This is a genomic window from Alteromonas ponticola (assembly GCF_012911815.1).
Taxonomy (GTDB): Bacteria; Pseudomonadota; Gammaproteobacteria; order Enterobacterales; family Alteromonadaceae; genus Alteromonas; species Alteromonas ponticola.
This window is the reverse complement of record NZ_JAATNW010000001.1, coordinates 409,246-434,069: the sequence shown is the minus strand read 5'-3', so window position 1 is coordinate 434,069 and position 24,824 is coordinate 409,246. Positions and strand designations below refer to the sequence as shown.

Sequence of the window (24,824 nt, the reverse complement as noted above, 5' to 3'; positions counted from 1 at the left end):
ACATGAAGTTCAGTGAAAATTGGTTAAGAGAATGGGTTAATCCGGCAGTAACTACGGCGACCTTGTCTGAGCAATTGAGTATGGCCGGCCTTGAGGTGGATGGAATTGAACCTGTCGCGGGAACGTTCAGTGGCGTCAAAGTAGGTAAGGTTGTTGAATGTGGGCAACACCCAAATGCAGATAAGTTGCGCGTCACCAAGGTGGATGTGGGTGAAAGTGAACTGCTGGATATCGTTTGCGGGGCACCAAATTGCCGTCAGGGACTCATGGTAGCGGTGGCTGTTGTCGGTGCAGTGTTACCCGGCGAATTTAAGATCAAAAAGGCCAAACTGCGTGGCGAGCCGTCTATGGGCATGCTGTGCAGCTTTTCTGAGTTAGGCATTAGTGAGGATCATTCCGGCATTATCGAATTACCTGCTGACGCACCGATTGGTCAGGATATTCGTGAGTATCTGAGCCTGAATGATTCAACGATTGAAGTCGATTTAACACCTAATCGTGCTGATTGTCTGGGTATCCGTGGTGTGGCACGGGAAGTGGCAGTGCTTAACGAGCTTGATCTACACGAGCCAGAGGTGGCTGCTGTTGAGCCTTCCTGCGATGATAAAATTAGCGTTACGCTTAAAGCACCAAAAGGTTGCCCTCGATATCTGGGACGGGTGCTGATGAATGTGAACGTAGCAGCGTCATCCCCCCTTTGGTTAACCGAGAAATTGCGCCGCTGTGGTGTACGCAGTATCGATCCGATTGTTGACGTGACAAACTTTGTTCTTCTGGAACTGGGTCAGCCCATGCACGCGTTTGATTTAGATAAGATTGATGGGGACATCCAGGTCAGAATGGCGAATGCCGGTGAGTCGTTGACGTTGCTGGATGAAAGTACGGTCGAGCTTTCAGACAATACCTTGGTGATTGCCGACGATAAAAAAGCACTGGCAATGGCGGGCGTATTTGGCGGGCTGGATTCTGGTGTTTCTGCGCAAACCAAACATATCCTGCTGGAAAGTGCTTTTTTCAGCCGCGATGTGATTATGGGACGTGCACGACAGTATGGATTACATACCGATGCCTCCCATCGGTACGAGCGAGGCGTGGACCCGCAGCTTCAGCACAAAGCGATGGAGCGGGCTACGGCCTTGGTGCTGGAAATATGTGGGGGTGAAGCGGGACCTGTTATAGAAGCGGTAGACGAGGTATCTTTACCTTCTGTGAATGAAGTCACGCTGCGTCAGGATCGGTTGAAGCGTGTTTTAGGCATAGACATCAATGCAGATAAAGTAACTCAACTGTTATCCCGCCTAGGGCTGGCAACCACATTCGCTGATGGAAAATGGCGAACGATTGTGCCGAGCTATCGATTCGATATTGCAATTGAAGAAGATTTAATTGAAGAAGTTGCACGTATCTATGGCTATAATAATATTCCAGACGTTGCTCCGACTGCGCACCTGAGTATGTTACCTGCACAGGAAGCCAGATTATCTGATGGTCAGTTCAAGTCGGTACTGTTGCAGCGAGGCTATCAGGAAGCGATCACGTACTCGTTTGTGGATCCCAAAATTCAACAGGCACTATTCCCAGATACACCCTCGTTGACTCTGCCTCACCCTATCTCTTCTGATATGTCGGTGATGCGGGTTAGTGTTATCCCTGGCTTGCTGGGCGCGGCTGCGTACAATCAGAAGCGACAACAATCTCGTATTCGTTTTTTCGAAACAGGATTAAAATTTGTTGCTGATGACACCGCCCCCAACGGCGTATCACAAACGCCCGTGATTGGCGGTCTGATCGTAGGCAAACGACATGATGAGCATTGGGATCTGGATGATAATACCTTTGATTTTTACGACATCAAAGGTGACGTAGAAGCTTTACTGGCGTTATCTGGACAAGCATCAGATTTTTCGTTCGTTATCTCTCATCATTCTGCGTTTCATCCGGGAATGGCGGCAGACATCGAATTTAATGGTAAAAAAGTTGGCGTGATTGGCGCAATTCATCCACAATTCATGAAGTTGCTGGGATTAAATGGTCGAGTTTTTGTGTTTGAACTTGATCTTAGCGAGATTAATACGCGTAATTTGCCACAAGCAAAACCTGTTTCTCGCTATCCCGCAAACCGTCGTGATATCGCCATTACAGTGAAAGATCACATCGCGGTAGGGGATATACTAAAATTTGTAGAAAAAATTGGCGTAAATCAACTAGTTGGCCTAAACTTGTTCGACGTATATAAAGGAAGTGGTATTGAACCTGGCTATAAAAGCCTGGCAATGACACTGATTTTGCAAGATACAGACAAAACTTTGGAAGAATCTGAAATACAACAAGCTGTTAATGTAGTTATTTCAGGGCTGGAGTCGGAGTTTGAGGCAGCGTTAAGAGAGTAAACTATGGCATTAACCAAGGCCGAGATGGCTGAACACTTATTCGAAAAGTTAGGCATAAACAAGCGTGATGCAAAAGATTTAGTAGAAGCCTTTTTTGAGGAAATAAAGGCTGCTCTGGAATCCGGTGAACAAGTGAAACTATCAGGCTTTGGTAACTTTGACCTGAGGGATAAAAATGAGCGTCCGGGGCGAAACCCCAAGACAGGCGAAGATATCCCAATTAAAGCAAGAAGGGTGGTAACCTTCAGACCGGGTCAAAAGTTAAAAAGCCGGGTTGAAAACACCAAACCAAACGAGTAATTTTCTACTTAAGTAATGGTTTTTCTTTTAAAGCAGTCGAATTAATTCGGCTGCTTTTTTCGTTTTATCCTTTCAGCACATCCGCCCCTTTTCGACTACTCTACTGATTTACTCGTTTAACAACGCAGGAGCAGACGATTTTTTATTTTCAAACTGTGGTAAATTGTCACCTCGATATTCAGGATTTGGGAGATTACATGAAGCGTGTTGCTCTGATTGGCTTGCTAATACTGGCGCTTAGCGTTGTAGGGTGGTTTGGCTGGTTATCTAGAGATTCAGCCTACGAGGAAGTGGTTCCTGTCATTACTGTGATGGACATCCTCCATGCCTCTGATTTGCAGGAAGGCATTAAGCAAGGTGTGTTGGAAGATGATCCTGACCAGGTAGAGTATTGGCTGGAAAAAGCGCGTGACGTTGCCAAAGAAGCGAAGCTGCCGGAATCTGATCTGGCGTATCTTAATTCTCGTCAGGCGAAAGAGTATGTAAAATTCAATGCTAAACGAACTTTGTTCAACGACGAATTCGAACAGCGCTTTTACACCCTCCAAGGTATTGAATCACTAAAAGACAAATACCCGGAAGCGAAAGATTTATTTGCTAACGCTGAACGTTTACTTGCTAAACGGGACCAGATTGTTATGAATATTGCTTCCACGCTTTCAGATGGCGCACAGCCTGGTCCGGCCGAAATTAAAAAAGCCAAGTCAATGTGGATGGAGCGTTACCAGCAGCAAACACAGAACGAGAAAAGTGACGAGTTAACTCAATAATCCTCACCCGCAAGGGGCGTTAATCCTTCCAGGCACTTGGCGTGAGTGACTTAGGCAGCGTGACGCTGCCCGTTCATTTTTTCGGTGTTAATATCAGCTTATGCGCTGACTTACCGGGCAACAATGGCGTTGACCGATGGTGTGCGTAATCGTTAAAACCTGCTTTATAAAATGGCGACAACGGATGGCCTGATTGGCCCCCAGGTAAGGCCATAATTGCGTTTTCAAGCTGTTTGGGTTGAATGAAGAAACGTTGTGAAGCGCCAAAATCGGGTGATTGCACGGCCGGCATATAACTATCTCCATAGCCTTTGACTGCGTCCATATTTAGATAGCCGCCCAGCAGCGGGACTTGCGACGCAAATGGATGACTGACTTTTAGCGTGTTGACATCTCCCCAACTTAAATCATCAAGGGAGGTAGTCTGGTGCCTTTCAAACAATGTCGTTTTTGTTTTGTCATACTGCGCCAGCATAAAGCTGGCCCAGGATGATTGGTTGTGCGGTAGCCAGCTAGCAGGCTGTTGTTCGAGTAGTTGCCAGACAGCTGGCTCTATTTTGCGATGTAACTGGGACGGGTTTATTCCCTTTTCTTTTAAAGTAGCAAATACAGGGTTAAAGAGCGCATCAATCAGGGTAGAGCGGTAGCGTCTTACCAACGTGTACCCGACAGACGAAGCACAGGCGCATTCCTGCCAATTCTGCAGGGCGACGATGTCTTCCTGATAAGTTGCTTGTTGGGTCCGTAATAGCTCCAGCAAGTGCGTGTGCCAGGGAATTAAGAACTCCGCTTTATTATCTAGTTGAATGGCATAGAAATCCTGCTCGGTAAATTGCTGTTTTTCAAATAAGCGTTTCTCAATCTGCTTGGCTCTGGCACCCAGGGCATAGCCGCCATCACCAAAACGCGCTAATTGCTCGACGGAAATCACCCGCGCATTGGCTGTCCAGATTCGATTGGTTAGCGGGTTCTTAACCACTGGCAGCATTTGTTCCCGTTGGCTCCATTCGCTTTGCCACTGTTTCTCACTTATTGCGGTGAAACTTGGGTTCGAGCGCGATGTTACTGCGCCGCCTGGCGTCCAGGCGGCATTGCCGTTTGCGTCCACAACGACCAGATTTTGTGCGGGTATCGCCATCGTTGTTGCCACATCAAGCGCCTCATCGACTGACCCCGCTAAGTCTAAATCGGTGATATTTAAATTTACGGCATAAGGAAAATGCGCTACCCACGTCAATGCATAACGTTGACCATCGATGTCCCTTACGGGGCCGTAGGGGCTGAGTTCCACTTCATATTCGTGATAGTGATTGCCCACGGCAATTTTTTCTACCACCGTGGTTGTTTGAGTGGACTCAGACAGCGCTACCCAGTCCACGTTATCCAGATTCGAATTTGTGAAGCCCCACGCCACCGTGCCGTTGGTACCTACTACAATACCCGGCAAGCCAGGAAGCGTGACGCCGGTAACCTGAACCTGCTGACCTAAACGCTGGTAATTTAGCTGAGTGCGATACCAGATAATAGGTACCCGTAAACCCAGATGCATGTCGTTAGCCAGCATCGCACTGCCAGATTGCGTTAACTCACCGGTTACCGCCCAGTTGTTACTACCGATATCCAGCGGCTCCTGGGTAGACACTGAAGTGGTCGTTGTAACGGCGTTCAGTTCAGGTATTGGCGCGTCGGCCTTTTTAATGAGGCTTGCATCCAACGCGGCTTGATATGGGCTCGGCTGAGTAAAAAAATCGAGCATCGACGAACCGAAATAACGGGCCAGACCGGTGCGTGCCAGGTCAAGCCCAACCTGACCAAGCTGCAAATCCATGTACATTGAAAAGGCAACCAGAATACTGTCCTGCGGCGTCCAGCGAGCAGGTGAAAAGCCGGTGAGCAGATACTCCATTGGCGGTGCTGACAGATTATCAATGATTAGGTTAACCCCGTTGGCATACGCAGTAAGCATCGCTTTATCGTCGTCATCGAGAGCGGTGAAAACCTCGTCGGCCCGTTGGCGAAATTGGTGAAAGCGCGCGTCTTCATCGATGTTAATCAATTGACTTCCAAGCCATTGGGCTAATTCGCCCGCGGCAACTCTTCGCTGTAAGTCCATCTGCACCAGACGATCCTGTGCGTGGGCCACACCAAGAGTGTAAGCTGCATCTTCACGGCTTTCAGCGACGATGACTGCCTGGCCAAGCGCATCCCGCAGTAGCGTACTTTCGGTCTCGATGTGCGAAGCTTCCAGCTGTCCGTCAAGCTGGGGTAAGCTCAATCGCAAGACCACCACAACGGTAACAGCAGCCGCTAAAATTATGCTGACGAATCCAATAAACAGCCACTTGATCCAATGCGTCACGTGTTAAACTCCCATTTTTTAAACTATCCTAACCAACACGTTACGTGATGAGAAGAATCTTTTTTAAAGAGGTAAGAGATGGGTCCTTTAATGATGGACTGTTCAGCAGAGTTGTTAACAGCGCAAGAACGAGAAATGATTGCTCATCCATTGGTAGGAGGGGTAATTTTATTTTCGCGTAACTATCACGACGTTTCTCAGCTCCAGGAATTAATTCGCCAGATTCGTGCAGCCACCGCGACTCAGGTGGTTATTGCTGTTGATCACGAAGGTGGCCGCGTGCAACGTTTCAAGCAAGGGTTCACTCATCTGCCCGCAATGGGCAAATTAAGTGAGCTTACCCGTTCTATCCAGGAAGCGGGGCAGCTTGCTAAAGCGTGCGGCGTGATTATGGCCTATGAGCTAAAATCAATGAACATTGATTTTAGTTTTGCCCCCGTATTGGATATTAACGGCATCTCAAATGTGATCGGGGATCGCGGGCTGGCAGACAACGTGGATGAAGTCACGGTGCTGGCAAGAGAACTCTTGGTGGGTATGCGGTTAATCAATATGCCTACAACGGGGAAACATTTTCCCGGTCATGGCAGCGTCGAGGCCGACTCACACATCGCTGTCCCGGTTGATGATCGTCCACTAAGCGAAATATTAGAAAACGATACGGCAGTGTTTAAAACCTGTATTAGCGAGAATTTGCTTGATGCCATTATGCCGGCTCACGTCATCTATTCATCCGTCGACAAAGAGCCGGCGGGTTTTTCTTCTTACTGGCTAAAGAGCCTGCTGCGTCAGCAATTTGGCTTTAAAGGCGTGATCTTTTCAGACGACCTATCGATGGAAGGTGCGCGTGTCGCAGGCGACTATTGCCAGCGAGGTCAGGCTGCCCTGCGTGCAGGTTGCGATATGATCCTGGCGTGCAATAATCAGGCAGGTGCCGTGCATATTCTAGATAACCTGTCGCATAGCTATATTGGTAATCCACGATTAAGTCAGCTCATACATCGAAACCTGCCTAAAAACAGCCAGGCGCTGTACGAAGCAGCGGTTCATACCCTGAATACGTTTAAACAGACTAGTAATTAAAAACCAATAGGTCGGGGCAAAGGAGAACTCAACCAGCCTTGCCCCACTTGGTGTGTTTTACAGACTGAACATGGCAATATTTTTGTCTTTACACGAGTATTTTTCGTTACCTGTGTCCGGCCCGATAATACGTACGAAGTCGTGATTGACGCCTTTCAGGAACGGCTGAATTTGCTTCTCAAACGCTTTGGCTCTTTCTTCAATGAGGCGCCCCTCTTTTTCCAGCGCGGCAAAGTCTGCCTCATGAGACTCTATCAGGGACTCCAGCTCTTTAGTAAGGGCCTCCTGTTCACGCAATAAGGCTTTGTCGATGTATAATTCGTTACCACTATCCTGGATAGCGCGATCAGTGAGTTCGCCTATCTGCGCGGTAAAATTGTCAATATCGCCTTGAATTAAATGGATTGGCGCAGAAATGGTTTGCATTCTGTCTTCAGAGTCTTTGAGCGCCAGGTACGCCTCGATCTGGCTTTGAGTCAATGTTTGATCTGCTACCACGTTACAATCATCGTAAGCTATCAGGTGATACTCACCATTATTGGCCAGAGATAGATGGGTAGTAAATGCCGCGACTACAGATGCTACAACTGCAATTTTATTCAATTTCATCATGATTATTCCTGTTCACGTTAATTCAAGCTATTAACTAAGTCGCAGCCAGTATCGTGAAAGTTGTAGCAGTCAGAAAATAATTAATTTAAAAACGCAGTTGCTTATTGGCGAGCCACTTTTTCAATATCGTCTACTCCGCTTATGGCATTCTCATAGCGAGCCAGTACGAAAAAGTAGTCTGAAAGCCGATTAATAAACTGCAATATGACAGCGGGGACCTGATGCTGTTCACTCAGTGTTACCAGAGCCCGCTCGGCGCGACGGCATACTGCCCGGCATACATGACTTTGCGAAGCAGCAGTGGTTCCACCAGGCAGAATAAATGAACGTTGCTCAGCTAAGCGCCTACTGAGATGATCAATTTCATTCTCAATCGCAGACACATCCTCCGCTGTGAGGGACGTGGTTGCTGAGATGGCAAATCCGACCTCAAATAACTGATTCTGGATCGTCGACAGTAACCGATTCGGTGCCTTGCTCACACTGATCAACAAGCCGATGTGACAATTCAGTTCATCCAGATCGCCATAGACCTGCAGAATTTCATCTGACTTCGCCACGCGCTCGGCTTTACTCAGGTATATCTGAGTCTGTCCAGCGTCGCCTTTTTTGGTGTAAATTTTAACCATGACTAGTTGTCATCCATTGGAAGTTGATGGCGTCTTATCTGCACAATCATACCGAATAAGGGATGATCGAAATAATGAATCTGCTGGCTGATGACGCGACGCATTTGTTGGAAAGGGACAGACACCAACCTATACTCTGGATTGTCGGTTTGTTCCTCGGTATTTAACGGAACCGGCTGGCGATACAACAACTCGCTTTCAATATGAAGATAAGGCACGCGGTTGATATACTTAAGATACACTTTCATGTACCCGTCTAGTTTCCAAATGGGAATATGAGCGAAAGCAGACTTATCAGTGACACCTTGTTTAGCCTTGCGTTCATTATCTTTAACCGCGGCCATCATACTGGCAAATGGGACTGGTCTGGGATTCGCCAGTTGTTGCTCAAGATGGTTGAACACGTCATTCTGACTGCTATCTGCAAGTCTTCCCGTGGGCGAGCCTGAATCATCTAAATCATCGTTAATTTCATCACCGGTGAGAGTGAACTGGGCGGCGTAATCATTACCGGCAAACAATCTGACTTTTTCCGCTTTATTTTGACCAAACCTGACCTGCTGTCGCCATGTCATATGCAGTAATCTGTTCAGACCGCGTGTCTGGCGAATCTGCTGAGACAGTTTACTCAGTTCACGCGCCGACTCTGGCAGAATTCGGGCAAATCGGGCGTGTGGCTTTTCACTGCCGGACAGTTCAATTTTGATTTCATCCGGGTAGGGGATCGAATTGTTCTCACGATGCCATTTCCACTTGCCCTTTTCCCATGATAGCCAGGGGGTTTCTTCACGACAAAATTGCATCGCTGTAACGCGGGGGCTGGCAGGCATAGGAGGCAGAGCGTTTTCAAGCCATAAACGCGCAATCTCCTGGTCTGACACATCAACTGGCTCTGGCTTTACAGCAGGTAGCGCCTGGCTATTTTGCTGTCTGAAATAATCATTTGAGCTTGCATCAGAATAGGGGGCTGCGGTCAACCCAGATGGATTTGCCGATGGGACGTCTTGGACAGTCTCCTCATGCGACGAATTGCCTTGCTGGTTGCGTAATTCCCACGCCTGATGGCTTTGTAAAATAGACTCAAGCGTTGGCGGCTCTGAAAGATAAAGGGGGTGAGGTATCCCGCAAATAGGCAGGCTTTGTTTTAATCCACTAATGTCTGGATGCAGCAGGTCAGTTATGACGTCCAGCTCCGTTGCAACAGGACGTAAATTATCAGATAACGCGAATTGCTCATCAAGTTCAGTCAGTGACACTGAACGGTCGAATAAAATGACTTCGACATCAAACCACCATTGGTCGTCAGATTGCGCGTGAGCGAAGCCAGAAACGAGAAAACACGCCAACAAACATCGAAATATCATTATTTTTTGGTTCCCTTGGCGAATGACTCCAGCAACTCGCTGACAAACGTCAACCTTGCTTTGGCAGACTCCGTTTGTTTAACAACTCTCAATTTTTGGCTTCCCTCAAACTTAAATGTGTCGGATTGTGTTTGCACTAACCTGATAATGAATCCCGGGTCGACTTTGGCATTTTCGCTAAATTCAATAGTACCACCAACGCTGGTCATATCCATCTTAAGGATACCTAAATCTTTTGCGATCAGTTTTAATTCGGCCACTGCAATTAAATTCTTCGCAGCATCGGGTAGCAAGCCAAAGCGGTCGATGCACTCAATCTGGAACTCATCGATCTCTGTTTTTGTATCGCAGCTGGCTAGCTGCTTGTACAGCGAAAGTCGCGTATTAACATCAGCTATGTAATCTTCAGGTAACAATGCGGGAATGCGCAGCTCTATTTCGGTTTGTCTGGAAAGCGTATCGTTGAGGGTGGGTTCACGCCCTTCTTTCAGCGCGGTAACAGCCTGATCTAACATGTCCATGTATAAGCTGAATCCTATGCTGACAATCTGACCTGACTGGCCTTCACCTAGTAATTCGCCCGCGCCACGGATTTCCAGGTCGTGGGTAGCCAACGCAAAACCTGCGCCCAAATCTTCCAACGCGGCTATGGCATCAAGGCGTTTTGCCGCATCTTTGGTCATCCGTTTCGGATGCGGGGTTAATAAATAAGCGTAAGCCTGATGGTGCGAGCGTCCCACCCGTCCGCGCAGTTGATGCAGCTGCGCCAAACCCAGATGGTCGGCGCGATCCATAATAATGGTGTTGGCGGTGGGTACATCGATTCCGGTTTCAATGATGGTAGTGCACACCAGTACGTTGTACCGCTGGTGATAAAAATCACTCATCACCTGTTCCAGTTCACGTTCGCGCATTTGCCCATGACCGATAGCAATGCGTGCTTCAGGTACGATTTCTGCAATTTCTTCCGCGGTTTTCGCAATAGTATCAACTTCGTTGTGTAAGAAGTAAACCTGACCGCCGCGCAAAATTTCACGCATGATGGCTTCACGAATGGTCGCTTTATTGCGTTGTTGCACAAACGTTTTAATGGATAGCCGCTTCGCCGGCGGGGTGGCGATGATGGATAAGTCGCGCATTCCCGAGAGCGCCATATTGAGCGTGCGTGGGATGGGCGTTGCGGTGAGGGTTAAAATGTCGACATCAGCACGCAACGACTTGAATTTTTCCTTCTGACGCACGCCGAATCGATGTTCCTCATCGATAATCACCAGACCCAAATCAGCAAACTTGATATCGTTTTGCAGCAACTTATGTGTTCCCACAACTATATCTACCTTGCCCTGACTAATGTTATCAACCACCTCTTTTTGCCCTTTAGCACTAACAAACCGACTCATGACCTGAATGTTGAATGGCCAGTTGGCAAAGCGGTCGACAAAGTTGTCATAATGTTGCTGGGCGAGCAGGGTAGTGGGAACCAGAATCGCCACCTGTTTACCCTGATTGGCCGCCAGGAAAGCGGCGCGCATCGCCACTTCGGTTTTACCAAAACCAACGTCACCACACACCAATCTGTCCATTGCCTGCGGGTTACCCATGTCCTGAATAACCGAGGTGATCGCCTGTTGCTGATCCGGGGTTTCTTCAAACGGAAAACTGTCAGCAAAAGAAAGGTATTCATCCCAGTTAATGGGATACGCATAGCCCGGTTTAGACGCCCGTTTGGCATAAACATCGAGTAATTCGGCAGCGACATCGCGTACTTTTTCTGCGGCCTTTTGTTTGGCTTTGCTCCAGGCATCAGAGCCCAGTGAATTGATGGGAGCATGGTCTACATCACCACCGGTATAGCGGGCAATCAGGTGTAGTGAGGCCACAGGCACATATAATTTCGCCTGTTTGGCATATTCGATACACAGATACTCGGTAGTGACCCCTCCGGCATCCAGGGTTTGCAATCCCAAATAGCGCCCAACCCCGTGATCAAGATGAACCACAGGCTGGCCAATGGAGAGTTCTGCCAGGTTACGAATGACCGCGTTTTCATCCGTTGCGGCGCGCTTTTCACGTAAGCGCCGCTGGCTGACTTTATGACCCAGCAGCTCCGATTCAGTGATCACCAAAATACGCTGTTTGGGTGTTTGCCAGATAAAACTGTTCTCAACCTGACCAACTGTAATGCCAATTAAGTCATCGCCGTTAACAAAATCGTTGAATCCCGATACTGCTTTTGGACGAATGCCTGCCTTGGCCAGCAGGGTTAACAAATTTTCCCGTCTACCTTGAGATTCTGCACAAAAGAGCACGCGGTCATCTTGGGCCTGGGTTTCTTCCAGCAGTCTTTTCAGCCGTTCTGCGGGGTGTTTCTTTTGCGGTTCAAAGGCGATGTCGGTGAGCGTTGAAAACCCGGCATTATAATGACCCGATTTATCGGCGAGCGACTCGCTTTGCAAGGTCACCCGCGGCCATTTTTTAATTTCTTCGAAGAGTTCGTTAACCGGTATAAAGACGTCTTCTGGCGGAAGCAGCGGACGGGTTAAGTCATAACGCAACTGTTCGTAGCGTTCGCAAATGTCATCCCAATGGGTTTCACTGGCTTTGAAAATATCCCCGTTTAAAAACACCACAAATTGTGGGTGCAGGTAGTCGAACAGGGTTGCCGTGTGTTCAAAAAACAACGGCAGATAATATTCAATACCGCTTGGTAAGGTTCCTTTATTGACCTGATAGAAAATGGATTCGCGCGCATTACTGGCATCAAACCGGGTCAGAAATTGCTGTCTGAATAAGGATAAGGCGTCTTTGTCTGTAGGGAATTCACGCGCTGGGAGCAAACGGATCTCGCTGACCTCTTTGCTTGAGCGCTGGCTATCAGGATCAAAATAGCGAATAGAGTCAATTTCGTCATCGAACAGATCGATACGATAAGGTTTACTGCTGCCCATCGGAAATAAATCGATGATGCTGCCACGGATCGAAAACTCACTGTGGCTCATCACCTGATTTACGTGTAGATAACCCGCTTGCTCAAGTCGCCTTCTGAAATTGTCGCGGTCGAGCGACTCACCCTTGTTAAGCATTAACAGGTATTTGTTCAGATAATCGGTAGGTGCAAGGCGTTGCATCAGTGTGTTTACCGGAACAATAAAAATGCCTTTCGCTTTATTCGACAGGTAAAAAAGGGTTTCCAATCGTTGCGAAACAATATCCTGATGGGGTGAAAATGCGTCGTAGGGGAGGGTTTCCCAATCAGGGAACAACGTGATGGTCGCCGACTCATCGTTTAGAAAAAAGCGCAGTTCCCGCTCCAGCTTCATTGCCGATGGGGTATCAGCAGTTAACACCAGCAGGGGGCCATCATGTTGGGTATATGCCTGACCGACCACCATCGCCCGACTGCTGCTGGTCAACTGCCCCCATTGCTGGTGGTCGCCGATTCTGGCCTGTGACTTGATTTTAGGTAAAGGAAGCGAATTACGTGAGGCAGTCATGTCACCCTGTTACAAGTTAGTGGTATCGTGTGGTTTGAAGCTTAATCAGCGCGAATAGTAATTTTAATTCCGCTGCTGCGAGCGTTTACGCAATTGCTGTGTTTGCAGATGCAGGCTCGCTCTGACTAATAACTCCTGGTCTTCTTCCCGGATACGATTAAAGATGAACGCTATATGGTATTCATCTTCAGCCTGCTGACAAGTAATAACTTCACCGTAGCAGAAAATAGCCGCTGCCTCTTCAGTTAAAAACAATTTTAATTCGGCATTGGTGCCAACCGGAATGTCAGTATGATGATGGGTGACCAGACCGCCGCCACCAAATTTAACCGCTTCAAAGCGGGTGTCTGGCTCATCCTGTTGTTGCAGAATATATGACATCATTAAATCGATTTTGCGCGTCTGTAGATTAAGGTAATCTACCAGGTCAGAGGCATGATCGCTTAGCCCGCGTAATGGTCTGAGTGCTTGTGACTGTACCGTGGACATTTCATTGGCAATACGAAATGCATAAGGCATAACCTCGTCGAGCTGGTCAACGTCAGGCAATGCAACGTCATTACTCAATAATTTGATATTGATCTTTATGGGATGGGCAATCATGAAAAACTCGTCAAATTGCACCTTTTTTTGTTCCAGCGTTAAGTTGTCCATCTGCTTTACCTGATACTTCTCACTTCTCAACTTGTTAGTGCGCTAGCTTACACGTAGTATATTCAGTTTACTATTGTTGCCTGTGCGCTTATATGGCCTTCGTTTGAGGCAGGATAATTAATATAAGTATAGGCTTTGACTTGAGAAAGTGATCATTTCTAACGCCATGTTAAATTCCTTACCTGCTTTTATTGCACTACGCTACTCAACGTCTGGAAAGCACAAAAGCTTTGTTGCCTTTATAAATCGTTTTTCTGTGGCAGGCATCGCGTTAGGTGTGATGGCGCTGATCGTGGTGGTCTCCGTGATGAATGGATTCGAAGGGCAATTAAAAGACAGGGTTTTAGGCATTGCTCCACATATTGTCGTCAATACCAGTGAATCAACTGGCGAATATCCGTTTTCTTCTATACCTGGGGTCGTAACCTCCATGGACTTCCTTGAGTCAGAAGGTGTCATTCAGTCGCGTAGCGGACTACGCGGAGTGCAATTGCAGGGAATCGAACCACACATTATGCAGCAACACAGTATTGTGCAGTCAAAAATGCTGAGCGGACAGTTCAGTCAACTCACGCCCGCTTCGTACCATGTAATAGTGGGCAGAGCACTTGCGGTACAGCTTGATTTGCAAATAGGGGACAAATTACGTTTATTAGTCGCAGGAGCCAGTATCTATACACCGTTCGGGCGCATGCCTGCACAGCGTTTAGTTACCATCAGCGGTATTTATGATGTGGGCTCGCAACTGGATGATAAAGCCATATTTATGCATGTCGATGATTTGCAGAAATTGTTACGAATCTCGCCATTAGAAGCGCGTGACAGTCGGTTATTTCTTGCCGATGCCTTTGAATATGAGCCGGTGGTGCAAGCGTTAGCCGAATTACAGCTGCAAAGTGATAACTGGCGTAGTCGTCAAGGACCCTTATTCGACGCCGTCAAGATGGAAAAAAACATGATGTCTATGATGCTGCTACTGATCATCGCGGTCGCTGCATTTAATATTGTATCGTCATTGGTGATGGTGGTCACCGAAAAACAAGGCGATATTGCTATCTTACGCACGCAGGGCATGGCGCGTGGTCAGATAATGCGGATATTTGTGTTTAACGGCGTGTTTAATGGCATGAAAGGTGCGCTGATAGGTGGGGTGTTAGGGATCCTGTTATCAACCCAACTTAATAATTTACTGGCCTTAATCAATGTACCGATTGCCTTTGCCGATGATGGCCGTGGGGTTCCCATCGACTTACGTTGGGAGCAAATTAGTTGGGTGATGGTGTTTTCTCTCATTCTTTGCGTCTTAGCAAGCCTGTACCCTGCGTTCAAAGCCATGTCGGTACAGCCCGCCAGTGCATTACAAAACGAGTAAAGCCGGCCAACAAGATTTCGTTTTGGCCGTGCAAAACAAGCACGAATTCACTATACTCCCGGTCTTTTAACAATTGCGCAGAAGTCAGTATGAAAAAGCATTATATTACCTCCCAGTCTTTATTAGAGGATAGTTTTCGCCTAGCTGCTAAGGTGTATGACGACGGATTTCGTCCTGATTTTATTATTGGGATTTGGCGTGGCGGTGCCCCCATTGGTATCGCGGTTCAGGAGTTTTTTGAATTCAGAAATACCCCCACCGATCATATCGCCGTGCGCACGTCGTCATATTACGGAATCAATCAGCAGTCCAAGGAAATCCGCGTGCACGGCCTGCACTACCTGGTAGAAAATGCGAATGCTGGCGATTCATTGTTAATTGTTGATGATGTGTTCGATTCGGGTCGCAGCGTTGATGCGCTGATAAAGCAAATTAAAAAACTTATGCGTTTGAACGTGCCGCAGGACATTCGTATTGCCTGTCCCTGGTTTAAACCAGCTAACAATAAAACGGATATCAAACCTGACTATTACATCAACAGTAGCGAAGAATGGTTAGTGTTTCCCCATGAAATTACCGGTCTGAGTGAAGAAGAAATTCGCGAAGGGAAAACCGAACTGAGCAGCGTTATGGATATCTTATTTAAGAAATAAGCGTGCTGTAGCGCTTATTTTTTATCGATATAAAACTTATCGTGAAACGTGTACACCCACTCGGGTTTGTAGATTGTCAACAGTGTGATGGTCATTCCATTTAGCATTCCCTCAGGGAAGAGGAGCAATGGAATCAAAATAAGATAGTTATCACGTATCACGTCCCAGTCATAAATGCCGTCGACAAAATAATAGCCGCCAAGTAAGCCCATCTTAATTGCAATCATCGCTGCGCCGGGAAAAAACGCACATACAAAAATATAGACAAAAAGATTTCGTGGAATGCGGTGAAACGAAATGATGTAAATCAGATAAGTCAGTGCGATTGGCGCACACACGCCGAGTAAGCCATTGACACCAAACATGGCCCAGTCATCAAGACCAACAAGCGTGGTGCCGGCTAGTGCAATGGTGGCGGTAAGCAAAGCAAAACGAAAGCCTAAGGTAAGCGCCAACGCGGGTAACCATAGAAAGTGTACGTCTAACCCCGGAAATATGCCTGCCCTGAAAATCCATAAAAAAAACACTGAAGCCGCCGCGCCAAACACAATATGCTGACGCCGGCTATCGCTGCGGAACTGTTCAAAATGGATGTTTTTCAGTATCAGACCGACGACCAGAAGGAACGCGGCCAGACTAAAAATTTGCAGTATTGTCACCGCCAGCTCTCTACTTAAAGGTCGTATTCAGCCCAGACCGGCGCATGATCTGAGGGCTTTTCGATGGCACGTAGCTCATAATCGATGCCGGCATTTTGCAGGGTTTCATGTACTGGTAAGGTGCTTAATATTAAATCAATACGCAACCCACGATTATCGTTAAATCCTTTCGAGCGATAATCAAACCAGCTGAACTTATCGTCAGTATGCGGATGCAGATCGCGGAAGCTGTCCTTCAACCCCCATTGATAGACTGTATTCAACCATTCACGCTCTTCGGGTAAGAAGCTGCATTTGCCCGTGCGCAACCAGCGTTTTTTATTTTCCTCGCCAATCCCAATATCGTTATCCGCAGGTGAAATGTTCAGATCACCCATCACAATAACATTATCGTCAGGTTGATGAGAGGCATTCAGATAACCCATTAAGTCCTGATAAAACTTGCGCTTAGCCGGAAATTTAGTTTCATGGTCGCGATTCTCGCCTTGCGGGAAATAGCCGTTCAAAATGGTAACTTGTTTATCTGAGGCACCTTTCAAGGTAACCATAATCATGCGACGTTGTGCATCTTCCTCGTCAGTGGGGAAGCCTAAGACAACCTTCTGGGGTTTATCTTTGGTCAACATTGCCACCCCATAATGGCTTTTCTGACCGTGATAGAAAACGTGATAACCCAGCTGCTCGACCGCTTCGAGGGGGAACTGATCGTTATGCACTTTAATTTCCTGCAAGCCGATAACATCCGGCTGGTGTTTTTCGATCAATGCTTCCAATTGATGCAAGCGGGCGCGAATGCCGTTAATGTTAAATGAGATTACTTTCATCTATTTTATAGTTCTCGAAAAATTCAATTCGCAATGGCAGCATACTACCAGATATCAGCATGAATCAAAGCGACTCAACGTGTCTTAGGTCGCCTGCCAAAGCTGCTGGGTATGATTGAGCATGCGCTATAATTGCCTCAAACCATGTGTTGGCGCAGCGAATAATGGAGGTTGAATCAACATCGGGTTTTTCTACCTGTGCACTTAACAGCGCTTTCACCAACGGCCAGTTTACCGATTGCGCAGCCATTTGCTGGTAATAGCGAGTGGGCAGTGACGGGGCATTTTTTTGTAGCCATTTAATTAAAATTTGTGCGCCCATGCTTGAGCCCGCCCACACATAAGCATAAGCCAACAACGAATGTGTATCATCCTCGGTAACATCGAGTGTCGGGCAGATAATGGGGGTAAATGACTGCTGCAACTGGTTTATGTCAAGACGTAAAGCGTTACATGTGGTTGTGGTGTCTAATAATGTTGCGAGTTCGCCTTTCAACTGGCTGGTTGCAAACAAATTAATGCTTTGGTGAAACGCCGCCATTACATTCAGAACCTGATGATAACTTTGCTCATCGAATTCATCTGAACGCATCAGGGTCGAGAAGGGATAAGTTTCCTCTAAGTGTTTGTGAGAATTAGAGGTTTTACCTTTGATTTGGTCAAAAAAACTGGTGTTTATCATACAAAATTTATTGATCTGATCCTAATAAGTGTGGGTAGACTAGGTACGCATTACTATACATCATCAAAAATGGATAAATCATGGCCACATATGAAACACCAGCCTACCCTGAAAAAGTCGATTTATCCAACTGCGATCGTGAACCCATTCATTTGCTGGGCAATATTCAAAGCCACGGCTGTCTGCTGGCGTTACGCTCTGATTGGTTTGTCGCGTATTGCTCGCAAAACACTGAACAGTACTTCGGAACTGCACCCGACAAAATAGCCGGTGAAGCCATAAAGAACTGGCTGGACAAAGATACGCTACATCACATCCGTTCGGGTTTACAATCATCAATGATTACCGGGCGTAATGAGCGATTATTTAATCAGTTTATCGATGCAACCAAACTTGAAGTTGATATTTCTGTGCATCATAACGGTGAGTTCACCATCGTCGAATTTGAACCTGTTGAGGAAAACCGCGATACCACCGATCACTTTGTACGCTCATTACTCAGTCAATTTTACCGCGCTGCTGATACCGAAGAGCTTTTCGAGACGGTAGCAGAACAATTGCGGCTTATTACGTCATATGACCGGGTAATGATCTATAAATTTTTATCTGATGGCTCCGGTGCCGTTATTGCAGAAGCCAAATCCCAGAAACTTGACGCGTTTTTGGGGTTACGTTATCCCGCCTCAGACATTCCAAAGCAGGCCCGGACACTTTATCTGAAGAATCTATTGCGGGTGATTGGCGATGTAAATGCACCCGTTTATCCTATTTTTCCCACTGTCAGAGGGCAGGATGACGCGATCGACTTGTCGTTTTCCACCTTGCGAGCGGTTTCGCCTATTCATATTGAATATTTGAAAAATATGGGGGTAGTGGCCTCGCTTTCTGTATCGATTATCGTAAATGGCAAGTTATGGGGTCTGATAGCCTGTCATCATTATTCACCCAAAGTTCCGTCTTACTTTCAACGTACCGAGCTTGAACTGTTTGCCGAAGTGTTTGCGCTAGAGCTATCATCGCGCCTGGCCCGGGACAGGGAGACTGAAAGTCTTCGGGTGCGTAAGGTGCACAATAAAATCATGTCCACTATCGCCTCGGACGGGGCGTTGATTGATATTCTTACCAATCAATTCAGAGCACTCAATGAATTAATTGAGAATGACGGTATCACCGTTATTATCGAAGGGCAGGTCAGTAGTACCGGGATTACCTTACCCGAAGATGAATTAAGAAGGGTAGTGCGCTACCTCAATAGTCAGCCACCCAGTCAGATTATTTGGGTCAACTCGTTGGCTGAAGTCGTGCCGCAATACGAAACCGCGGTGCACAATATTGCGGGTCTTCTCGCCATTCCGGTGTCAAAAACCCCCCGCGATTATTTATTATTTTTCCGTCAGCCCCAAACCAAAACCATCAACTGGGCCGGCAACCCGCAGAAGGCCGCCTCTATGGGGCCAAATGGTTCGAGATTGCTGCCCCGGGGCAGTTTTAAATTGTGGCAGGAAACTCATAGTGATCATTGTCACGAGTGGACCGAGCAGGACGAAATGGTCGGAGAGTCGTTACGCGTGACATTGCTTGAAGTCATGTTACGACATGTGCAGGAACGCGACACCATTTTGCAACAGGCAGGTCGCAAACACGAAATTTTAATTTCTGAGTTGAATCACAGAGTCAGAAATATTCTTAATCTGGTCAACGCTATCATTCTACAGACTGACCAAAGTGAACGGGATACTGAAGAATTTGTCAGGGTGCTTACCGGGCGTTTGTCTGCGCTGGCCTCTGCGCATGATCAGTTAACTGCCTCTGAGTGGACAGAAATTTCGTTAGATGAACTGCTGGATACAGAGATCCAGGCCTATCTTTATGCAGATAAACGTATTGTTCGTTCAGGTCCCAATATTAACCTTCACCCCGATGCTGCCACGCCAGTCGTGTTGGTGATGCACGAACTTTTTACTAATGCTGCCAAATACGGAGCGCTTTCTCGTTCGCATGGCGGTAAAGTAGAAATAGAATGGTTTTTCGCCGATGATAATGGGCTGGTGTTACATTGGCGTGAAATGGGTGGGCCACCGGTATCGCCACCCAAGCGTGAGGGCTTTGGCATGACCCTGATTCACTCTGTTATTCCTCATGAACTTCAGGGCGATGCCGACGTTGAATTTGCGCCGCATGGTCTTCAGGTTCGATTCAGTTTTCCGAGACGTTACGTGAGTGAAGTCAAGCGTGATGCCATGACCGTTGAAGCGGAAAGAAAAGAAATAAAGTTGCAGGCTTCTGCGTTACCCCAAAGCGCCCTGATTGTCGAAGACAGTCTGGTCATTGCAATGGATATGCAACGTAAATTAAAAACCATGGGGGTGAATAATGTATCGGTGGTAGGCAACGTTAAAACCGCCAGACAAATTTACGAAGATGATAACTTTGGTCTGGTAGTATTTGATATTCATCTGGGCAAAGACACCTCGTTAGGATTGATCCAGACCGTACTGGCTGACAATAAACCCTGTGTAATTATGAGTGGCTACGGTGATCAGTTACAATTACCTCAGGAATTTGATTCAGTTCCCATTTTAACCAAGCCTGTATCGGAAAATGAGCTGAAACGATTACTTAATTCCATGTTTCAGGAGAATAAATAAGCCGTGGTAATGAAGTTGATAGAAAACCGCCGTGTATTAATTGTCGAAGACACGACAATTGCTGCCACTTATCTGGCACGTGAATTGGCAAAACTGGGCGCAGAAGTCGTTGGCCTGGCACGCTCTGAAGAGCAGGCGATCGCAATGACGCATGCTGAATCACCAGAATTGATCCTGATGGATATCCATCTTGCAGACGGCAGTGACGGCATCAAAGCGGCAGAGAAGATAAATTCACAGTTCGCTATTCCGATTGTGTTCACCACTTCCTATTCTGACGATGATACGGTAACTCGTGCTCTTAAGGCGTCTCCGTATGGCTATATTGTCAAGCCCTTTGATACGAAAACCATCAAGGTAACCTGTGAAACCGCGTTGCATCGTTTTTCGCTTGAGCAAAAGGTGGTCAATTCGGAAAAGCGGTTTAAAGTTGCCGCCGAGGCTGCTCAGTTTGGAGTTGTTGAATTAGACGGCAAAGGCAAAACGTTTTCATTCGATGGGGCAAAAAGTCTGCAAAACCGTTTCGGTGCTGGGACGCAGATAGCGCGTGAGCAGTTTTTAGCGCTGTTTCCTGAACATGAGCGTAAGGATATCATCAGCACGCTCGAAAAGCGCGCCAGTTTGCGTAAAACCATTGTGCTGGAGGGCAGTGACTCGGGACGCAAATATCTTGATATTGTTTTTAGCGAAGTTGATTTTCATAACAATGACGTAATCATAGGTGCAGTCATTGATGTTACTGACAAGCAGCGCCAAATCAAACAACTACGTCTCTCTAACATCATTCTGGATCAATTGGTGGAAGGGGTGGCTTTGCTGGACAAGAATTTTTCCATCATTGATTGCAATAAAGCTCTGTCAACCCTGCTCAGATTCACAACAAAGAGCTTGAAAAAACGCGATATTTTTCAGTTTGGGCTGAATTCCTCTGAGCTGAAAAGCGCATTGGCCAGCACAAAAATCGTACGCAAAAAATCCATATTGATCACCACTGATGGGATTGAATTTCCGGCTTTTGTTACCGTCTCTGAGTTAGACCAACAGCATGAAGAAATTTGTTATGTTGCCACCTTTTCAGATATTTCCGATTTAAGCAAAGCAGAAAGAAAACTGGAATCACTGGCTTTCACCGACCAGTTGACCGGCGCGGGCAACAGAAATTATCTCAAACTTATTTTAAATGAAGCGTCGTATGCTGAATCTGTACAAGCGTTAATCTTTATTGATTTGGATGGTTTCAAATTAGTCAATGATACCTATGGCCATAATGTGGGCGATGAACTTCTTTCGCAATGCGCTTCCCGCATACGTTCAGTCATACGCAATGAAGATACATTTATTCGCCATGGGGGTGACGAGTTTGTCATCCTGGTGCAGGAAAAAGGCGATCTTGCGCAGTTGGGCAGTCGCTTACTAGAGGTGTTTTCCGATCCAATAGAAGTCAGTGATACAGAGCTAAGGATCAGTGCCAGTATCGGCATTGCTCAAATGGACGATACCCAAGAGCCTGAAAACCTGCTTAAGCATGCTGACATTGCGATGTATGAAGCCAAACGCAAGGGGAAGAATCAGGTGGTGTTTTTCTCGGGCGAACAAAACGATGCCATCGAATACCGCTTATATGTTGAACAAGGGCTTTTCAATGCAATTGAAAACAAAGATCTGCATGCCCGTTTTCAACCCATTGTGGACACCGAACACCAGGTAGTCGCGTTAGAGGCCTTATGCCGCTGGAGCAGTCAGGATATTGGTGACATCCATCCAGAAAGCTTTATCCCGATTGCTGAAGAGACCGGTATGATCAACGCGTTGGGACTTAAGATGCTTAAAGAAGTGTGTATCGCCAGTGTAACGCTGAATGAGGCTGGTCTTGGGCATATTAAAGTGCACGTGAATGTATCGATTCTGCAATTGAACTCAAAATTAATGGTAAGTCAGTTTTTAGAGTACCTGCATGATTTCGATGTTAAACCGTCCTCACTGGTGCTGGAAGTAACCGAGTCAGCGATGCATGACATTGGAACTCGAAAGGTGTTGCGAGAACTTGCTAAATCAGGTTTCACCATTGCTTTGGACGACTTTGGTGCCGGCTATGCGTCCGTATCTGAACTGGGCGAATCGTACACGTCTATTATAAAACTGGATAAGTCGCTTGCGCCAGGAGAGGATAAATCCAGTCAGAAGAACATTATTGCCGAAAGCATTATTCAATTGTGTCAGCGGTTGGACAAAGCGATTCTACTGGAAGGCATTGAAACGCAAAAGCAGGCTGAGTTTGCCTGTCAAGCCGGATGTCATTATATGCAGGGTTTCTATTTTTCCGAGCCGCTCAGCCTGACCGATGTAATTTCATTTATTCAGCAAAAATAGCGCAAACCCAGCCAGTCTGATGGGGCAAATATCAATGAGGTTGGATTTTACACATCTTTGCCTTCAGAACTGTTCAGGCGCTGGGCAATAAACTCTGTGGCTGAAATAGCATGGTCGTACAACACTGGCATGGTAAATTTGTTCGGGCAAACCATTGCGCCGATTAGCTGGTGGATCTGCTGAGACGACTGCGTTGCAATGGCAACACTACAGGCTGATTTTGATGTCTCGCAAACTGCTACCGTACAGGGCAGGTGTTCTATGCGGTCTTCAATCAGTTCTAACATGCTCAAAGCATGTCTGGGAAATGAGTTAAGTCGCTCCGAACGATTTTGCTCAATCGCTTCGTCTGTCCATAAAAAACGAACTTCAACAATTTCTCCTTTTATTTCAGAAGCGATATCGTCACGTAAATACAGAATAAAATGCCGAAAATTAATGCCTACCGTATCTTTACTATCGAAGCGGGCGGGCAAATTAAACTGAGTTTTTACATTATGAAGCTGCATGAGTTATACGTATTCTTTGCCAAAGTTATGGTTATTTGCATACATCGAAATGGGAAATTTATCGTATACCTTGTCACTGGCCATCCGGGTGCCGTGTACGACAAATAAGTTAGCGTGCTTGTTACCATGCTCACTAACGAACACCCCGATAAATTCATTCACTAACTCATTTGCCTTTACAAATACGTGCTGGATCAAGTCCATAGCCTGATCATGTAAGCGAGTAAGGCTTTGATTGAACGTGCTTAACATATCAATCAGGTCGACTGTACCGCCCACTTCATCAAAAACTGACGCTCTAAATTCTGCCGGTCCGCCAATATAATCTTTTTCCACATACGCATTAACACGATATTGCCGCTCATATTCTGCGGCATCGTTGAGTTTCACCTCACTGACAATTTTTATTGTGTGAATGCTCAATCCATAATGCGCAACATAATCATACAGCGAGTCGATAAATCGATAGGAAAAGGATCGCTTGTACTCACTTTCCATTTTCCTGGTTAGTACACTCACCAATTCACGATCCTGAGGAACACATCCCTGGACATGGCGTTTCAGTTGGCTGGTAAAAATGCGTGCGCTTAACACATAATTGTTTATGTTAGCATTTAAGCGGGCCTTGCCCTCTTCAATAGCGTGTATATTTTCCTGTCTGACATATTGTTCGCCGAGTGAACGCATGGCTTCGAGAATAAGCTCATAATTGGATAACACCAGGCGATGCTTATGCGAGATGGCATAAGCAGACGAGAGCCTTTTACGCGCACGTTTAAGCTCTTTAAACTGTTCTTGAGTTAACGCAAGTCGGGCATCCTGCTTGCGAGACACAATATAAAATTCGGAATCCATCAACTATGGGCTACTTCAAATACTTGAAAGAGATTACCATGCTTTCAAATGAAACAAAATTACAACCTTAATTTAGCCTGAAACAGTCCCCGAATTCAAATAGGGTCCCTACAAGGAAATAATGGGATTTGGGTGGTTATTCATCGCGTATAAAATTATAATCTGACCGTTTTTTAAAGCGGAGTGATAAAGTGTTCCCAGATACAGTTTCTGAATCGTTACCTGAACATATAATTAAACAGGCCGCAGGCTTATCGGCTGAGGAACGCGTTGAGTTGTTTTTAACTTATGTGTCCAAGGCTAATGAAGTATGGGCTCTGGTCGGTGAAAATGGCTATGTCATGATGGAAATTATGGAAGGGCAGTGTTTACCTGTCTGGCCTCATTCGCAACTGGTACAGTGCTGGCATCGTGCGCAAACAATGGATGCAACACCTCAAGTTATCACGCTGGATGATTTTTTACTCACTTGGTTACCCGGCTTAGAGAAAAACAATATTGCGATCGCGATTTTCCCTGCCGCCGAAAACGAAGCAGAAATGCTGTTAACGGCAGAGGAATTGAAGCTGAGCCTGACTGAAAGTCGTTGAGCCGGTA

The 24,824-nt window shown here is 46.5% G+C and carries 20 protein-coding genes; 9 read left to right on the top strand and 11 right to left on the bottom strand.

All coding sequences use genetic code 11. From position 1 onward, the window contains the following. Positions 1-2 precede the first annotated feature (2 nt). The 3 genes from pheT (at position 3) to HCJ96_RS01815 (ending at position 3,460) form a co-directional block, all read left to right on the top strand. A complete protein-coding gene (gene pheT / locus HCJ96_RS01825) occupies positions 3-2,390 on the top strand; it encodes a phenylalanine--tRNA ligase subunit beta (RefSeq protein WP_169209314.1) in 2,388 nt (795 codons plus the stop codon). A gap of 3 nt (positions 2,391-2,393) precedes the next feature. Then, on the top strand, positions 2,394-2,690 hold the full coding sequence (ihfA, locus tag HCJ96_RS01820; protein ID WP_169209313.1) for an integration host factor subunit alpha: 297 nt from the start codon (positions 2,394-2,396) through the stop codon (positions 2,688-2,690). Positions 2,691-2,887: 197 nt separating this feature from the next. Further along, the gene (locus HCJ96_RS01815) at positions 2,888-3,460 is read left to right on the top strand and encodes a hypothetical protein (RefSeq protein ID WP_169209312.1); all 573 of its coding nucleotides are present in this window, start codon (positions 2,888-2,890) and stop codon (positions 3,458-3,460) included. A gap of 73 nt (positions 3,461-3,533) precedes the next feature. On the opposite strand, the gene HCJ96_RS01810 is transcribed toward HCJ96_RS01815, so the two are convergent. After that, a complete protein-coding gene (locus tag HCJ96_RS01810) occupies positions 3,534-5,819 on the bottom strand; it encodes a penicillin acylase family protein (protein ID WP_169209311.1) in 2,286 nt (761 codons plus the stop codon). Between the two features lie 90 nt (positions 5,820-5,909). Between HCJ96_RS01810 and nagZ the strand changes: the two genes are divergently transcribed. Continuing rightward, positions 5,910-6,902, top strand: a complete 993-nt coding sequence (gene nagZ, locus HCJ96_RS01805) for a beta-N-acetylhexosaminidase (protein ID WP_246261055.1) — start codon at positions 5,910-5,912, stop codon at positions 6,900-6,902. Positions 6,903-6,959: 57 nt separating this feature from the next. Here nagZ and HCJ96_RS01800 read toward each other — a convergent pair whose 3' ends face one another. The 5 genes from HCJ96_RS01800 to HCJ96_RS01780 form a co-directional block, all read right to left on the bottom strand. Continuing rightward, complete coding sequence (locus tag HCJ96_RS01800; protein WP_169209309.1) at positions 6,960-7,514, bottom strand: hypothetical protein; 555 nt, start codon at positions 7,512-7,514, stop codon at positions 6,960-6,962. Between the two features lie 101 nt (positions 7,515-7,615). Then, the gene (locus HCJ96_RS01795) at positions 7,616-8,143 is read right to left on the bottom strand and encodes a cob(I)yrinic acid a,c-diamide adenosyltransferase (protein ID WP_169209308.1); all 528 of its coding nucleotides are present in this window, start codon (positions 8,141-8,143) and stop codon (positions 7,616-7,618) included. A gap of 2 nt (positions 8,144-8,145) precedes the next feature. Then, complete coding sequence (locus tag HCJ96_RS01790; protein WP_169209307.1) at positions 8,146-9,507, bottom strand: CsiV family protein; 1,362 nt, start codon at positions 9,505-9,507, stop codon at positions 8,146-8,148. After that, entirely contained in the window at positions 9,507-13,001 is a 3,495-nt protein-coding gene (gene mfd / locus HCJ96_RS01785) for a transcription-repair coupling factor (protein ID WP_169209306.1), read from the bottom strand. The genes HCJ96_RS01790 and mfd overlap by 1 nt, the downstream gene beginning before the upstream one ends. A 63-nt stretch (positions 13,002-13,064) precedes the next feature. After that, a complete protein-coding gene (locus HCJ96_RS01780) occupies positions 13,065-13,655 on the bottom strand; it encodes a PilZ domain-containing protein (protein ID WP_169209305.1) in 591 nt (196 codons plus the stop codon). 166 nt (positions 13,656-13,821) lie between these two features. Here HCJ96_RS01780 and HCJ96_RS01775 point away from each other — a divergent pair, with 166 nt between their 5' ends. Together HCJ96_RS01775 and HCJ96_RS01770 are read left to right on the top strand one after the other, a co-directional pair. Further along, on the top strand, positions 13,822-15,027 hold the full coding sequence (locus HCJ96_RS01775) for a lipoprotein-releasing ABC transporter permease subunit (protein ID WP_169209304.1): 1,206 nt from the start codon (positions 13,822-13,824) through the stop codon (positions 15,025-15,027). An 89-nt stretch (positions 15,028-15,116) separates the two neighbouring features. Then, on the top strand, positions 15,117-15,680 hold the full coding sequence (locus HCJ96_RS01770) for a phosphoribosyltransferase (RefSeq protein ID WP_169209303.1): 564 nt from the start codon (positions 15,117-15,119) through the stop codon (positions 15,678-15,680). Between the two features lie 14 nt (positions 15,681-15,694). Here the strand turns inward: HCJ96_RS01770 and HCJ96_RS01765 are convergent, their stop codons facing one another. From HCJ96_RS01765 to HCJ96_RS01755, 3 genes are all read right to left on the bottom strand, one after another. After that, on the bottom strand, positions 15,695-16,339 hold the full coding sequence (locus HCJ96_RS01765) for an energy-coupling factor ABC transporter permease (protein WP_169209302.1): 645 nt from the start codon (positions 16,337-16,339) through the stop codon (positions 15,695-15,697). 14 nt (positions 16,340-16,353) lie between these two features. Further along, the gene (gene xthA, locus HCJ96_RS01760) at positions 16,354-17,163 is read right to left on the bottom strand and encodes an exodeoxyribonuclease III (RefSeq protein ID WP_169209301.1); all 810 of its coding nucleotides are present in this window, start codon (positions 17,161-17,163) and stop codon (positions 16,354-16,356) included. Between the two features lie 64 nt (positions 17,164-17,227). Further along, complete coding sequence (locus HCJ96_RS01755; RefSeq protein WP_169209300.1) at positions 17,228-17,845, bottom strand: heme oxygenase-like domain-containing protein; 618 nt, start codon at positions 17,843-17,845, stop codon at positions 17,228-17,230. 80 nt (positions 17,846-17,925) lie between these two features. Between HCJ96_RS01755 and HCJ96_RS01750 the strand changes: the two genes are divergently transcribed. Continuing rightward, on the top strand, positions 17,926-20,493 hold the full coding sequence (locus tag HCJ96_RS01750) for an HWE histidine kinase domain-containing protein (protein WP_169209299.1): 2,568 nt from the start codon (positions 17,926-17,928) through the stop codon (positions 20,491-20,493). Positions 20,494-20,502: 9 nt separating this feature from the next. Further along, positions 20,503-22,863, top strand: a complete 2,361-nt coding sequence (locus HCJ96_RS01745) for an EAL domain-containing protein (protein WP_169209298.1) — start codon at positions 20,503-20,505, stop codon at positions 22,861-22,863. Positions 22,864-22,910: 47 nt separating this feature from the next. Here the strand turns inward: HCJ96_RS01745 and HCJ96_RS01740 are convergent, their stop codons facing one another. After that, positions 22,911-23,372: a hypothetical protein gene (locus HCJ96_RS01740; RefSeq protein WP_169209297.1), complete on the bottom strand. Its 462-nt coding sequence runs from the start codon at positions 23,370-23,372 to the stop codon at positions 22,911-22,913. 3 nt (positions 23,373-23,375) lie between these two features. Continuing rightward, on the bottom strand, positions 23,376-24,227 hold the full coding sequence (locus HCJ96_RS01735; protein WP_169209296.1) for a hypothetical protein: 852 nt from the start codon (positions 24,225-24,227) through the stop codon (positions 23,376-23,378). A 191-nt stretch (positions 24,228-24,418) separates the two neighbouring features. On the opposite strand from HCJ96_RS01735, the gene HCJ96_RS01730 reads away from it, so the two are divergent. Beyond that, positions 24,419-24,817 carry a DUF2750 domain-containing protein gene (locus HCJ96_RS01730; RefSeq protein WP_169209295.1) on the top strand — a complete coding sequence of 133 codons (399 nt, stop codon included), beginning with the start codon at positions 24,419-24,421 and terminating at the stop codon, positions 24,815-24,817. The last annotated feature ends 7 nt before the right edge of the window (positions 24,818-24,824 follow it).

Coding starts and splice junctions, on each gene's coding strand:
- xthA (WP_169209301.1), bottom strand. CDS start 17,163: ATGAAAGTAATCTCATTTAACATTAACGGCATTCGCGCCCGCTTGCAT.
- HCJ96_RS01735 (WP_169209296.1), bottom strand. CDS start 24,227: ATGGATTCCGAATTTTATATTGTGTCTCGCAAGCAGGATGCCCGACTT.
- mfd (WP_169209306.1), bottom strand. CDS start 13,001: ATGACTGCCTCACGTAATTCGCTTCCTTTACCTAAAATCAAGTCACAG.
- HCJ96_RS01775 (WP_169209304.1), top strand. CDS start 13,822: ATGTTAAATTCCTTACCTGCTTTTATTGCACTACGCTACTCAACGTCT.
- nagZ (WP_246261055.1), top strand. CDS start 5,910: ATGATGGACTGTTCAGCAGAGTTGTTAACAGCGCAAGAACGAGAAATG.
- HCJ96_RS01800 (WP_169209309.1), bottom strand. CDS start 7,514: ATGATGAAATTGAATAAAATTGCAGTTGTAGCATCTGTAGTCGCGGCA.
- HCJ96_RS01815 (WP_169209312.1), top strand. CDS start 2,888: ATGAAGCGTGTTGCTCTGATTGGCTTGCTAATACTGGCGCTTAGCGTT.
- HCJ96_RS01740 (WP_169209297.1), bottom strand. CDS start 23,372: ATGCAGCTTCATAATGTAAAAACTCAGTTTAATTTGCCCGCCCGCTTC.
- HCJ96_RS01770 (WP_169209303.1), top strand. CDS start 15,117: ATGAAAAAGCATTATATTACCTCCCAGTCTTTATTAGAGGATAGTTTT.
- pheT (WP_169209314.1), top strand. CDS start 3: ATGAAGTTCAGTGAAAATTGGTTAAGAGAATGGGTTAATCCGGCAGTA.
- HCJ96_RS01780 (WP_169209305.1), bottom strand. CDS start 13,655: ATGGACAACTTAACGCTGGAACAAAAAAAGGTGCAATTTGACGAGTTT.
- HCJ96_RS01750 (WP_169209299.1), top strand. CDS start 17,926: ATGGCCACATATGAAACACCAGCCTACCCTGAAAAAGTCGATTTATCC.
- HCJ96_RS01790 (WP_169209307.1), bottom strand. CDS start 9,507: ATGATATTTCGATGTTTGTTGGCGTGTTTTCTCGTTTCTGGCTTCGCT.
- HCJ96_RS01795 (WP_169209308.1), bottom strand. CDS start 8,143: ATGGTTAAAATTTACACCAAAAAAGGCGACGCTGGACAGACTCAGATA.
- ihfA (WP_169209313.1), top strand. CDS start 2,394: ATGGCATTAACCAAGGCCGAGATGGCTGAACACTTATTCGAAAAGTTA.
- HCJ96_RS01745 (WP_169209298.1), top strand. CDS start 20,503: ATGAAGTTGATAGAAAACCGCCGTGTATTAATTGTCGAAGACACGACA.
- HCJ96_RS01755 (WP_169209300.1), bottom strand. CDS start 17,845: ATGATAAACACCAGTTTTTTTGACCAAATCAAAGGTAAAACCTCTAAT.